Genomic DNA, 12,521 nt, shown 5'->3' with positions numbered 1-12,521 from the left:
GTTTCTCCGTGAGAATCGAACCTGTGTCTCGCCGTGGATCACTGGTTTTCCGCCCGGCGACGATAACCCCTCTCAGTCGCGCATCGGGTAGTCTTCGGCGAACACGTCGGCGACGACCGGCTCCTCGTCGTAGGTCTCGTTGGCGGGGCTGACGCTCCCGGTCTGGTAGCCGTGGAGGTCGAGCGTCACGTGGTCGAACCCGACCTCCGAGAGGTGATCGCGGGCCGCGCGGACGAACTCGGGGTCGAGCGCCTCGTCCAGTTCTTCTTCCGCGACCTCGATGCGGGCGAGACCGTCGTGGTCGCGGACGCGGAACTGCGAGAACCCCCACGTCCGGAGGACGCGCTCGGCCTTCTCGACGCGCGAGAGCTTCTCCTCGGTGACCTCGAGTCCAGTCGGGATGCGCGAGGAGAGACACGCCATCGACGGTTTGTCGGCGACCGAGAGGTCGTAGCGATCGGCGATCTCCCGCACCTCGTCTTTGGTGACGTCGTGGGCCAAGAGCGGCGAGTACACCTCCAACTCCTCGACTGCGCGGAGGCCGGGACGGTGACCCTCGCCGGGGTCCGAGGCGTTGGTGCCGTCACAGACGGTGTCGATGCCGAGCTCCCGAGCGGTCTCGTACATCTTGCCCAGACGCATCGTCCGACAGTGATAACATCGCTCGCCGTCGTTGGCGACGAAGTCGGGGTTGTCGAGCTCCGAGAACTCGACGAGCTCGTGCCGGATCCCGATCTCGTCGGCCACCCGCTTCGCGTCGTCCAGTTCTGCCTCGGGGAGCGTCTCGCTGCGGGCGGTACAGGCGACGGCGTCGTCGCCGAGCGCGTCGTGGGCGAGCGTGGCGACGACGGCCGAGTCGACGCCGCCGGAGAAGGCGACGAGGACGCCGTCTCGCTCTGCGAGGGCGCCCCGGACGGCCGACAGCTTCTCGTCGAGAGTCATAGTCGGCGTTACTCCCGAGACTGCAAAAGCGCACTGTCTTCCGTACGTCTCACACAGCCGATTCCGTACGTCCCACACAGGCGACGTTCCCGCCGCCGCCGGTGCCGCCACAAGAGTCAGAAGTTGTCGGGACGAACCGGTGCGTGAGGGACACACAGTGACCGACCCGAAACCGCGGGACGGCGACGTGGAGTCGTACCCCGACGAACGTGACGGGGCGCGACTGATCGGGAGGAGTGCGGGGGGCGGGATGGCCTACTACCACCCCGACGACAACCTCCTGCTCGAGACCGATCTCGGCCCCGACGAGCTGCGAGCCGACTCCTCGGGGTGGACCAGTCGCCGAGCGCTCCCGCCCGGAGAGTCGGTCGGCGACCTCGTCGGACGACTCCAGCGGTCGCTCGGGCTCTCGGAACTGACCGAGTACGCTCGCTCACAGCTACCCGGTGTGAGCGACGACGACTCGGAGGAGACCGACGCGGACGGACGCTGACGCTCACGGAGCCATGACCGACTACTCGCTGCACGAACCCGAGTTCTCGGGCACGACGGACGGAGGGTGGGACGAACCTCAACTGGAAGATTTCGACACCGACGACCTCTCGGCGGTCGACGACCACTTCCTCCTCTCGGCGGACGGGTTTCCGCCGGAGAACTTCACGGATCTGAAGCTCCCGGTCGTCGACCCCGACGGGAACCTCAACCGCCACGCCCTGCAGACAGCCAAGAGCGGCGGCCACGGCGTCGGTGCGATCGACGACGTCGACGACGACACGAAAGAAGACGTGAAAGAGTTGATCGACCGCCTCGCGAACGAGCACTTCGAGGACGCGGAGTTCGGCGACTGAACGACGCTCCGGCGGCGCTCGCGCTCTGCCTCGCGCCGGGACCGCCCCGACCCGCAGTCTTTTATCAGAGGCCGCAATACCCCGGGACGAATGGAGTTCACGGCCATCCCCGGCGTCGGCGAGAAGACGGCCGCCTCGCTCGCTCGCCTCGACGACGCCGAGCGAGCGCTTCGCGACGGCGACGTGGCCGCACTCGCCCGTGCGCCGGGTCTCACCGAGGGCCGGGCCGCCGCCATCGCCCGCGGAGCGATCCGGCGGCGACACGGCGACGACGGCGACTTCCTCGCGACGGACCGTTCCCGCGAACTGTACGAGGACGTCCTCGGCCTCCTGCAGGCACGGACGCAGACGACCTACGCGGAGAAGCGACTGGAGACGCTGTTTCCGAGTTCCACCGAGTCACGCATCGAGGAGGTCCGCGCCTTCGCCGCCGATGCGATGAAGCGCGACGTCGACGACGCCGTCCTCGAGGCGCTCTCGGGCGTCTCGCCGCTCACCTCGCCGCCGACGCAGCGCGTCCGCGAGCGGTGTCTCGCCACGGCCGACGCCGAACGCTACGCAGAGGCCGAGGCAGCATACCCCGAACTCTCCGTCGAGATCGTCGAGGACGCCCGCGACGTCGCCGAACTCGCCCGGTCGTACTCGACGGTGGTCGTCCTCGACGAGTCGTTCGCGGGCATCGACGTCGAGGGCGACGTCCGGGTCCGTCCGGACGCGCTGGAGCATCCGGAGGATATCGTCCCCGAACGCCTGCTCGACTTCTTCGCGGTGAACCGCGGGCGGCTCGAGGCGTCCGCCGAGGTACACGAGGCCGCCGGGATGGAGCCGACCTGCTCGCTGGCGGAGCTGCGGGACGGGCTCTCGCGCGTCGACGACGACGGCGAACTCGTCGGCGACGAGGAACTTGCCCGGTTGACCGCCGCCGTCGACGACGTCGACGCCGCCGTCTCGACGGCGGAGTCCGTCGCCAACGATCACCTGCGGGACGCCATCCGCGAACAGGACGTCACCATCGAGGGAACCGACTTCCTCTCGCTGGTCGAACAGGGTGCGCGGGTCGACTCCCTGTTGGACCGCGAACTGGCCGACGAGTACGACGATGCGCTGACGAAGGCCCGCGAGCACGTCGTCGACAGCCTCTCGCTGCAGTCCGGCGAGACGGGTCCCGTCGACCGCCTGTTCCCGTCCGACCCGTCGTTCCCGGTCGACCACCGCGAGGACGTCGCCGCGCGTCTGGAGACCGAGTTGGGAGCGGCCCGCGACCAGCGGGCGGCCCGCCTGAAGGCCGATCTCGCGACCGACCTCGGCGACCTCCGCGATCCGGTCGAAGAGCTGGTCCGCGACGCGCTCGAACTCGACGTCGAACTCGCCGTCGCCCGGTTCGCGACGGAGTTCGACTGTGTGATGCCCGAGTTCGGTCACGCGGGGTTCGCCATCGAAGGCGGTCGCTCGCCGCTCTTGGACGTCCCCTTCGAGGAGGTCGACCCGGTCGACTACGAGGTGTCGGGCGTGACGCTCCTCTCGGGAGTCAACAGCGGGGGGAAGACCTCGACGCTCGACCTGGTGGGCGTCGTCGTCCTGCTGGCACAGATGGGGCTGCCCGTCCCCGCCGAGCGCGTCGAACTCGGTGTCGTCGAGGAGCTACACTACTACGAGAAGTCGCAGGGGACGCTCGACGCGGGGGCGTTCGAGAGCACGCTCCGGGACTTCGCGACGCTGACCGAGGGGGCGGCGAACCGACTGGTGCTGGTCGACGAGTTGGAGAGCATCACCGAACCCGGCGCGAGCGCGAAGATCATCGCCGGCATCCTCGAAGAGCTCGACGGACAGGAGACGACGGCGGTGTTCGTCTCCCACCTCGCCGGCGGGATCCGCGAGGCGGCCGAGTTTCCGGTCGCCGTCGACGGCATCGAGGCCGTCGGGCTGGAAGACGGGGAGCTGCAGGTGAACCGCTCGCCCGTCAAGGACCACCTCGCGCGGTCGACGCCGGAGCTCATCGTCGAGAAACTCGCCGGCGAGAGCGGCAACGCCTTCTACGACCGCCTGCTGAAGAAGTTCTGATCGCCGCGCCGTTCGACCGACAGCGCGTAGTGGAGGCTCGGGGCGAGCGCGGCGGCGACGCCCGCGACGACCCACGGGAGCAGCGTCTCCGCCGACCCGACGACGGCCCCCAGACCGACGAGGCCGACGCAGAGCAACCCGCCGGCGGCGACGAGCGCCCGGCGAACCCGTCTGCTCGCGCCGACGCCGTGGACGTCGGCGTAGCCGCGTCCGGCGAGGAAGACGAGCACCGCGTCGACCGCACCGAGCACGGCGTCGCCGACGAGCGGGCCGACGACGAGGAGGGCGACGCCGAGCGCGGCCGTCCCGGCGGCAGTCGCGCGGGGCGGGAGGGGACGGAGTCCGCCGTACTGAACGGCGTAGGTGGCCAGCGGTAGCCCGACGACGAGGGTGACGAACAGCGCGTACAGGAGACGTCGCGGGAGGCTGTCGGTCCGACCCGGTAGTTCCGGCACTGCGGCGACGAACAGCACGCCGCCGAGGAGCGCTGCCCCGGCGAGGACGACCCGCGGCGGGAGCACCGTCGTCGGGTCGTCGCTGTGGTGGACCGCGTAGACGCCGAACGGGAGGCCGACGACGGCGGCCGTGAGCGTCGACCGTGCGACGTCGCCAGTGAAGACGACGCTCGTGACGAGGACGGTGAGAGCGAGGAAGCCGCCGATGACGAGGGCAAACTCGGGGACGCGCTGGCTCATGACCGGGGGTTGGCGAGCGACGGCGAAAGGGTTTCGATGGCAGAAAGTCGCTTAGTCTCCGCCAGTCGACCGAACGGAAGGGTTTAGACCGCCCCCGAGGTAAACACGCGTATGCCGGACTGTCCACTGGCCGACGACTGCCCCAGCTTCCAAGAACGTATCCAAGGGATGGGCTGTCAGCACTACGGCGACCGCGGCGGCGCCGAGTGGTGCAAACACTACAACAAGCCGATCCGCGACCTGAAACAGCAGCCGGTGAAACCCGGCGAGGAGGTCGTCGTCGAGGTGACTGACATCCACGAGAGCGGTGCCGGCGTCGGCCGCACCGACGACGGGTTCATCGTGATGGTCGACGGCGTGCTCCCCGACGCCCGTGCCCGCGTGAAGATCACGCAGGTCAAGTCGAACCACGCGCTCGGCGAGGAGATCGAACGGCTCCCGATGGAGGAGGACGCCGACGAAGAGCCGACCGAGACCGACGACGACTCCCGGACCCGCGGCCGCGACCGTCCGGACCGGCTCGGCAGCCGTGACAACTTCTGGGGCGGTTCGTAGTCGCCGTCGACCCCCTCGGAGCGGCCGTGGACAGTGAATTCTGTACTTTTTTGCGACCCGGACGTCAAGACTCAGCATGGACGACGTCCCCGACGTCGACAGCCTGCTGTCGCAAGCCGGCTTCGACCCCGACCAGAGTATCCTCACGCGTCGGCAGGCGGAGGTGCTCGCCCTGCGCGAGCGCGGTGTCCGTCAGACGGTCATCGCCGACCTTCTGGGCACCTCGCGTGCGAACGTCTCCAGCATCGAGGCCAGCGCCCGCTCGAACGTCGAGAAGGCCCGCGAGACTGTCGCGTTCGCCGAGGCACTCACCGCCCCGGTCCGCGTCGACGTCGCCGCCGGGACCGACCTCTACGACGTGCCGAAACTCGTCTACGACGCCTGCGACGCCGCCGGCGTGAAAGTGAACCACACCGCTCCCGACCTGATGAAGCGCGTCAGCGACGCGGCCGGCGACGCGGTGCAGGGCCGAGAGGTGCGCGACTCCATCCTCGTCGGCGTCACCAGCGACGGGGCGGTCCGCGTCCGACGGTCTGACTGACGTCTCGGCAGCGCCGCCGACGGCGATCACGCCGGACAGCGACCCTGGACTCGACCGCTCTCGTCCTGTCGCCCGTACGCCGTCTCTATCCGACGTCTCCCGCTCGTTCTATCCTCCATCCAGACTGTGTTGTTTGTTATCACTAACCATTATGCACGGAGTTCACCTCTATCGAAGCTGTTGGCATGAAATCACGTATCCCACAGACGAACCGCGGGAAGTACTCGAGAGCCGCCGCTTCGACACCTCGTCGCTCGGCGGCCGAACGCCTCGCCGCGAGAGTCGCTCTCGAAACACTGCTACCCTCCTCGACCACCCCCGAGTACACGACATGACCCCGTCCAACGACCGCCCCGTCTCGCGCCGCCGGCTGCTGTCCGCTCTCGGCGCGACTGCCGGGTTCGCGACCGTCGGCGTAGGCGAGGTCAGAGCCACCCGCTCCGGGCGCGACGCGGAGAGCTGTACCGAGACGACCGTCGGACCGTCGATGGTTCACTACAACGACTCGATCCACGAGGTGTGTTCCGACGACGCTCCCGAGACGGTCGCGATACGGGAGGCAGTGAAGACGTCTCTGGCGGACGAGTACCCGACGGTCGGGGCGCTGATCGACGCCGGATACATCCCGTACTTCGACTTCTTCGCCGACGGGAGTTGGTCTCACTGGATCAACCCGGAGTTCATCGGCGACGACTCGATGGTCGATCCCTCCCGGCCGGAGTCGGTCCTCGTCGACCACACGTGGTGGCGGCCCATCGGCGTGATGTTCATGGCAACTGTCGAGGGTGAACGTCGGGACCCCCCGCCGACAGTCTACGAGGACGACGGGGCGTGTGTCCCGTGGCACGCTCACGTCGGTCTCCCGGGACGGTACGCCTGGTGGAAGTACCAGACGGTCTACGGCGACGTCTCGGAGTTCCCCTGCCGGACGCCGTGGATGATGCACGTCTGGAACTACCCCCACTCCGAGAGTACCTACGCCCACGCGGCGCCCGAGTACCGCGGTGGGCCGCCCGCAGAAGACCCCGGGTTCGAGACAGACGCCGACCCCAACGAGGAGGAACTCGCTCCGAAACATCTCCCGGCCGCGCTCTCGGCGAAGGTCGAGGACCTGTGGCAGTCACCTCGTTGAGACTCCCGTCCGCTCCACGTGACTCTCGTCCGTTCGTGAATCGCTCTCGCTGCGTTCGAGACTCTCGACCCGACGCTGCGACGTCGTTCGCCGTCGACGGAACGCAGACTTTTGTCGCCGCCCTGTGACACCCTCGTCATGGATCTCGAACTGGAACACGACGTCGCACTCGTCACTGCGAGTTCCGCCGGACTGGGCTACGGGAGCGCCGAGGCGCTCGCCGACGCGGGCGCGGACGTCGTCATCTGTGGACGCGACGCGGAGAAACTCGCGACGGCGGAGAAGGCGCTGGAGAGCGTCGGGACCGGACGCGCGGTCGGCGTCGAGGCCGACATCACCGACCCCGACAGCATCGAGGACCTCGTCGAGGTCGCCGTCGACGAGTTCGGCGGCATCGACCACCTCGTCACCTCTGCCGGCGGCGTCCCGCCGGGGACGTTCGACGAGACGACCGAGAAGGACTGGTACGGCGCGTACGACATGCTCGTGATGAGCGTCGTCTGGACCGTGAAGACGGCCGCCCCCTACCTGCGACAGAGCGACGCGGGGACGATCACCTGCATCACCTCGACCAGCGTGCAGGAGGCGATCGACGGTCTCGTGCTCTCGAACGCCGTCCGTCGCGGCGTCGTCGGCCTCGTCAAGACGCTCGCTCGGGAGTACGCCCCCGACGTGCGGGCCAACGCTGTCCTGCCCGGCGCACACGAGACGTCGCGCATCGAGGAACTGGTGGAGGACTCCGTCGAGCGCGGCGAGTACGACAGCTACGACGAGGGACTGCGGAGCTGGGCCGACGACATCCCGCTCGGTCGGGTGGGCGACCCGCGCGAACTCGGCGACGTCGTCGCGTTCCTCGCGAGTCGGCGTGCGAGTTTCGTCAACGGGGCCGCGCTCCCCGTCGACGGCGGCCGACTGCGGAGCTAAAACCTTCCCTCGGCCTTCAACCGCGAAACCACCTCGCGGACACGCTGTGCGTCTTCTTTGGGTATCACGAGCACCCGGTCGTCCCACGCGACGACCGCAAGCTCCGAGACGCCGACGAGCGAGACGTGCTTGTCGTCGCTGGCGACGACGTTGTCTTCGGCGTCGACGGTCAGCGCGTCGCCGAGTGCGACGTTACCGTCGGCGTCGGCCTCCAAAACGCGTTCGAGCGCGTCCCACGACCCGAGGTCGTCCCACTCGAAGGCGGCCGGGACGACGGCAGCGTGGTCTGCACGTTCCATCACCGCGTAGTCGATGCTCACTTCGGGGACGTCGTCGAACCCCCGTGACCCGTCGTCGGTCTCGAGCGCGTCGACGAGCGGCGCCAGCGGCGAGTCGCGAGCGGCCGCCAGCAGCGACTCGGGCGTCCACGCGAAGATACCGGCGTTCCAGTAGTAGCCGGCGTCGACGTACTCGGCCGCCGTCTCGGCGTCCGGTTTCTCGTGGAACGCCGCCAGGTCGAAGTACGTTTCGCCGTCCAGCGACCGCCCCTCGCCGGGTTCGACGTAGCCGTAGCCCGTTTCTGCCCGACTGGGGTCGACGCCGAACGTGACGAGCGCGCCCGTCTCGGCGGCGACTCGCGCACCCGTTTGTGCGACGGACTCGAAGTGCCCCCCTCCGGCGGCAGCCTCGTCGCCGCTTCCGAGGTCGCTCACGGTGTGGTCGCTCGGCACCACCAACACGACGCAGTCGCCGACTTCCTCGCGGATTCGGTGCGTCGCGTAGACCAGCGCCGGGCCGGTGTCTTTGGCGACGGGTTCGGTGAGGACGTCGGCGTCGGGGGCGTGGTCGGAGATCTCGTCGGCGAAGGCAGGGCGCGTCGAGACGAACGTGCGGTCGGCGAAGTCGACGCGGTCGGCGGTCTCGGCGAGAAGCGAGTCGTCGCCGACGAGCGAGAGGAACTGTTTGGGACGGTCGGCGCGACTGGCCGGGTAGAGTCGCGTGCCGGTGCCGCCGGCGAGGACGAGTGCGACGAGCGGTCGGTCCATACGCGACCCTGACGCGGGCGCTACAAAACCCCGCCGCTCGGCGGCGTCCGTGCCGTCCGACGGTCGCCGTCTCCCACATCGAGACGAGCGCCGCCGGTCACCACGTCTCGACGACGCCCTCGCGGACGTCCTCCGCACAGCCTCGGCAGTCGGGGTGGTCCGGGTCGAAGCAGGCCGGACGTCCCTCCGCGTCGACGGCGACGGCGCGTCGCTCGGCGTAGCGGCGACAGACGAGGCGGGCGTTCCCCTCGTCGTCTCGCGGCAAGTCGAACCGGTCGCTCTCGTCGCCCGTCTCGTCTCGCCCCTCGTGGTAGGCGCTGCGGGCCTCGGCGTACCGTCGTCCGGCGCTGCGGAACGTGGTGCGCACGAACCGTTCGAACCGCTCGTCCATGCGTCGGGATGCGTCCGCCGAGGCCAAAGGTCCGTCGCCTCCGGTCGTCTCGGGGCGTCCGTGCTCGCGCCGCGTCGCCGACCGTTCGACGGCGGTCTTAAGTCGGTGAAGCACTCACACCGCGGTAGATGCGGTTCACCACGCCCGGAGGCTCGAAATGACAGACGAGAGTGTGACACCCCCCGGTTCCGGCGACGAGACCGAGACAGTGCGCGTGATGACGTTCAACGTCCGGTACGACACCGAGGAGGACGGCGAGTTGGCGTGGCCGCACCGTCGACACCGGGTCGCGAGCGTGATCCGCTTCCACCGCCCCGACGTGGTCGGTCTGCAGGAACCGCTCGAGCACCAGCTGTCGTACCTCCGCGAGCAACTGCCCGCCTACGAGTGGGTCGGCGTCGGCCGCGTCGACGGCGACGCCGAGGGCGAACACGGCCCGGTCGGGTTCCGTCGGGACCGATTCGCGCTGCAGGACCACAGCACGTTCTGGCTCTCGGAGACCCCCCACGTCAGCGGTAGCAAACATCCCGAAGCCTCGTACCCGCGGATGGCGACGTGGGCCGAACTACACGACCACACCACTAACCGGTCGTTCGTCGTGTGCAACACACACTTCGAACATCGGAGTGCGACGGCCCGCGAGGAGAGCGCCGGGTTGCTCCGCCGCCGTCTCGCCGACATCGCGGGCGACACGCCCGCCGTCGTCACCGGCGACCTGAACTGCACCGAGATCGACCGCCCGTACGAACTGCTCACTGCCGCCGACGGCGGCGGCCGCCGCCTGTACGACGCGCAGTACTGCGCCGAACACGGCCACCACGGCCCGACGGTGACGTTCAACCGGTTCGACGGCGCGACCGAGAAGATCGACTACGTGTTCGTCACCGAGGGCTCGTCGGTCTTCCAACACGCCGTCGTCGACGACGACTGGAACGGTGTCCCGCCGTCGGACCACGCGCCTGTCGTCGCGGACGTGCGGTTCGAGGAGTAAGTCAGCCGTTCGCGAGGGGCTCTAGACTGCGTCAGACGCATGACTGACGCTCCCTTCCCTTCGATTTTACTTTCACCGAGTGGCGACATTTTTATACCATCGGGAACCAACCGGCGTATGCCTCTCGTCGAAAACTCAAGCAGAGGCAGTGAGAACCCATGACAGACCTGCGAACCCACGCAGAGGAGATTGCGGCACAGTTCTCGGACCATCTGGACGTCAGCGTCGACGAGGTCGAGGAGCGACTGGACAACCTCGTCAACGAGTACAAAGTCCCCGTCGAGGAGGCGCGCCGGAGCGTCACCAACAGCTACCTCGACGAGGCGGGCCTCGAACGCGACGACATCGCCAGCGGCGCCGGCGGCAGTCAACTCGTCGAACTCGCGGACATCGACGAGGACGAACAGTGGGTCGACCTGAAGGTGAAGCTCGTCGACCTCTGGGACCCCGGCCACGAGTCCATCGCACAGGTCGGTCTCGTCGGCGACGAGTCCGGCACGATGAAGTTCGTCGCCTTCCAGACCTCCGAACTCGAGGCGCTCGAAGAGGGGACGTCCTACAGCCTGCAGAACGTCGTCACCGACGAGTACCAGGGGAACTTCTCGGTCAAACTCAACCGGACGACGACGATCACCGAACTCGACGAGGAGATCGAGGTCGGCGACGACAGCGCCACCGTCGAAGGGGCGCTCGTCGACATCCAGAGCGGCAGCGGCCTCATCAAGCGGTGTCCCGAGGAGGACTGCACGCGCGTCCTCCAGAACGGTCGCTGTTCGGAACACGGCAACGTCGAAGGCGAGTTCGACCTCCGCATCAAGGGCGTCCTCGACGACGGCAGCGAGGTCCACGAGGTCATCTTCAACCAGGAGATGACAGAGGAGCTCACCGGCGTCACGCTCGAGGAGGCCAAACAGCAGGCGATGGACGCGCTCGACACCACCGTCGTCGCCGACGAGATGCGCACGATGGTGCTCGGACGCTACTACCGCGTCACCGGCCCGACGTTCGGTCGCTACGTGCTCGCCGACGAGTTCGAGGAACTGAGCGGTCCAACCGATGCGGAAGACGTCCTCATCAAAGCGAGGTCGATGTGAAATGAGTCAGTCAGTCCCTACCCGAGAAGTCGCCCGCCGCGTGTTCGCCGAAGAGTTCAACGACGCCGGCTACACGTTCAAAGAGTCCGACGACGAACGTGCACCGGTCTACCTGCTGCTCCCCACCGGGGAGCGCGCGAACCGCGTCTTCCTCGTCGGCACTCTGACCGAGAAGGAGGACGTCGGCGAGGATTCGGAGTACTGGCGCGGCCGCATCGTCGACCCGACGGGGACGTTCTTCGTCTACGCCGGACAGTACCAACCCGAGGCCGCGAGCGCGCTGCGCGAACTCGAGGCACCGTCGTACGTCGCCATCGTCGGCAAGCCGCGGACCTACGAGACGGACGACGGGAGTATCAACGTCTCCGTCCGACCCGAGTCGATCACCGAGGTGAACGCCGCGACGCGCGACCGCTGGGTCGTCGAGACCGCTCAGCGGACGCTCGAACGCGTCGAGTCGTTCGACGACGAGGGCAACGAGTACGCTCGTATGGCCGACGAGCAGTACGACCTGCCCGTCGACAGCTACACGCAGGCTGCCATCGGGGCACTCGAGAGCCTCGACACCGAGACCACCGACGAGCTCGCATCCGACGCACCGGAGTCAGAAGCGTAATCCGACGCAGGATGCGACCCCACGTCCGGCGACTTTAGCGCACCGCGCTGAAGTCGCCACTCGCGACGTTCGTCGTCCAGAGAGCACCGCGTATACGATCGACAACCCCGGCGTCGTCGGGTGACGCAGAATCGAGTCGCCCGGGTGTTGCAGCACCCGGACGCCGGGCCCCACGTAGACACATGAGCCCACTCTCCGTTACCCCCGGACTCACACAAGAAGCTACCGACAGACCGAACGACCAGCCGACCGACACGAACCGCCGGATCACCGGCCCGCACGACGGCCGCGACAGCGACGGCGCGCTCGACCACCGCTACTGGCGCTGTGAGCGCTGCGGGTTCGAGAGCGCCGACCCGGCGCTCCGGACGGGCTGTTTCCGGTGTGGCACTCGCCACCAGAAGCACGGAGGCGACGATGCCGATTGACCGCACCTCTCCGAGCGGCGGGTGGCGCGACGTCGCAAGAGAACTGTGCGCCGACGGCGGCGTCGACCACGAGGGCGGAGGCGACTCTCGCTCATCGTTCGAGCCGTGTCCCGACTGCGGGCGACTCCCGGGCGTCGACGGCAGCGACCTCTGCTGTGAGGTACATCTCGCCCGTCTCGAACGCGCAAGCTGTCCCGAATCAGGGTCCGACTCGGATTCGTCGGCGTCGACCCCGTAAGTCGTCGGCGGCGTTCCGC

General features: G+C 68.3%; 16 protein-coding genes. 12 read left to right on the top strand and 4 right to left on the bottom strand.

Annotated elements, in window-relative coordinates; translation table 11 throughout:
• Window positions 1-72 precede the first annotated feature (72 nt).
• Window positions 73-942 (bottom strand): ATP-dependent sacrificial sulfur transferase LarE, encoded by an 870-nt coding sequence (gene larE / locus BSG17_RS07245; RefSeq protein WP_089822505.1) that lies wholly within the window; start codon window positions 940-942, stop codon window positions 73-75.
• Window positions 943-1,099: 157 nt separating this feature from the next.
• On the opposite strand from larE, the gene BSG17_RS07240 reads away from it, so the two are divergent.
• The 3 genes from BSG17_RS07240 (at window position 1,100) to BSG17_RS07230 (ending at window position 3,851) form a co-directional block, all read left to right on the top strand.
• A complete protein-coding gene (locus BSG17_RS07240; RefSeq protein ID WP_089822502.1) occupies window positions 1,100-1,435 on the top strand; it encodes a hypothetical protein in 336 nt (111 codons plus the stop codon).
• 13 nt (window positions 1,436-1,448) lie between these two features.
• Window positions 1,449-1,790, top strand: a complete 342-nt coding sequence (locus tag BSG17_RS07235) for a hypothetical protein (protein ID WP_089822500.1) — start codon at window positions 1,449-1,451, stop codon at window positions 1,788-1,790.
• 90 nt (window positions 1,791-1,880) lie between these two features.
• Window positions 1,881-3,851, top strand: coding sequence for a MutS-related protein (locus BSG17_RS07230; protein ID WP_089822498.1), 1,971 nt, complete (start codon window positions 1,881-1,883; stop codon window positions 3,849-3,851).
• Here BSG17_RS07230 and BSG17_RS07225 read toward each other — a convergent pair.
• Window positions 3,824-4,546, bottom strand: coding sequence for a hypothetical protein (locus BSG17_RS07225; protein WP_089822496.1), 723 nt, complete (start codon window positions 4,544-4,546; stop codon window positions 3,824-3,826). The genes BSG17_RS07230 and BSG17_RS07225 overlap by 28 nt on opposite strands.
• Window positions 4,547-4,657: 111 nt before the next feature.
• Here BSG17_RS07225 and BSG17_RS07220 point away from each other — a divergent pair, with 111 nt between their 5' ends.
• The 4 genes from BSG17_RS07220 to BSG17_RS07205 all read left to right on the top strand — a co-directional run bounded on the left by BSG17_RS07220 (window position 4,658) and on the right by BSG17_RS07205 (window position 7,698).
• A complete protein-coding gene (locus tag BSG17_RS07220) occupies window positions 4,658-5,101 on the top strand; it encodes a TRAM domain-containing protein (RefSeq protein WP_089822494.1) in 444 nt (147 codons plus the stop codon).
• A 40-nt stretch (window positions 5,102-5,141) separates the two neighbouring features.
• Window positions 5,142-5,642 carry a Tfx family DNA-binding protein gene (locus tag BSG17_RS07215; RefSeq protein WP_280141163.1) on the top strand — a complete coding sequence of 167 codons (501 nt, stop codon included), beginning with the start codon at window positions 5,142-5,144 and terminating at the stop codon, window positions 5,640-5,642.
• Between the two features lie 331 nt (window positions 5,643-5,973).
• Entirely contained in the window at window positions 5,974-6,774 is an 801-nt protein-coding gene (locus BSG17_RS07210) for a hypothetical protein (protein WP_089822490.1), read from the top strand.
• Window positions 6,775-6,912: 138 nt separating this feature from the next.
• Window positions 6,913-7,698: an SDR family oxidoreductase gene (locus BSG17_RS07205; protein ID WP_089823031.1), complete on the top strand. Its 786-nt coding sequence runs from the start codon at window positions 6,913-6,915 to the stop codon at window positions 7,696-7,698.
• Here BSG17_RS07205 and BSG17_RS07200 read toward each other — a convergent pair.
• Window positions 7,695-8,744: a mannose-1-phosphate guanylyltransferase gene (locus tag BSG17_RS07200; RefSeq protein WP_089822488.1), complete on the bottom strand. Its 1,050-nt coding sequence runs from the start codon at window positions 8,742-8,744 to the stop codon at window positions 7,695-7,697. The two genes, BSG17_RS07205 and BSG17_RS07200, sit on opposite strands and share 4 nt — an antisense overlap.
• A gap of 97 nt (window positions 8,745-8,841) precedes the next feature.
• Complete coding sequence (locus BSG17_RS07195) at window positions 8,842-9,135, bottom strand: DUF7091 family protein (protein WP_089822485.1); 294 nt, start codon at window positions 9,133-9,135, stop codon at window positions 8,842-8,844.
• A 157-nt stretch (window positions 9,136-9,292) separates the two neighbouring features.
• Here BSG17_RS07195 and BSG17_RS07190 point away from each other — a divergent pair, with 157 nt between their 5' ends.
• The 5 genes from BSG17_RS07190 to BSG17_RS07170 all read left to right on the top strand — a co-directional run bounded on the left by BSG17_RS07190 (window position 9,293) and on the right by BSG17_RS07170 (window position 12,502).
• Window positions 9,293-10,126, top strand: a complete 834-nt coding sequence (locus BSG17_RS07190; RefSeq protein WP_089822483.1) for an endonuclease/exonuclease/phosphatase family protein — start codon at window positions 9,293-9,295, stop codon at window positions 10,124-10,126.
• Window positions 10,127-10,284: 158 nt separating this feature from the next.
• Complete coding sequence (locus tag BSG17_RS07185; protein ID WP_089822481.1) at window positions 10,285-11,220, top strand: replication factor A; 936 nt, start codon at window positions 10,285-10,287, stop codon at window positions 11,218-11,220.
• Between the two features lies 1 nt (window position 11,221).
• Window positions 11,222-11,836 carry an RPA family protein gene (locus tag BSG17_RS07180; protein ID WP_089822479.1) on the top strand — a complete coding sequence of 205 codons (615 nt, stop codon included), beginning with the start codon at window positions 11,222-11,224 and terminating at the stop codon, window positions 11,834-11,836.
• 182 nt (window positions 11,837-12,018) lie between these two features.
• Window positions 12,019-12,264, top strand: a complete 246-nt coding sequence (locus BSG17_RS07175) for a DUF8118 domain-containing protein (protein WP_089822477.1) — start codon at window positions 12,019-12,021, stop codon at window positions 12,262-12,264.
• Window positions 12,254-12,502 (top strand): hypothetical protein, encoded by a 249-nt coding sequence (locus BSG17_RS07170; RefSeq protein WP_089822475.1) that lies wholly within the window; start codon window positions 12,254-12,256, stop codon window positions 12,500-12,502. The genes BSG17_RS07175 and BSG17_RS07170 overlap by 11 nt, the downstream gene beginning before the upstream one ends.
• Window positions 12,503-12,521 lie beyond the last annotated feature (19 nt).

It is taken from the genome of Halogranum amylolyticum (assembly GCF_900110465.1).
GTDB lineage: Archaea > Halobacteriota > Halobacteria > Halobacteriales > Haloferacaceae > Halogranum > Halogranum amylolyticum.
Note: the sequence above shows the minus strand (reverse complement) of the source record. Positions and strands in the feature narration are given on the sequence as shown.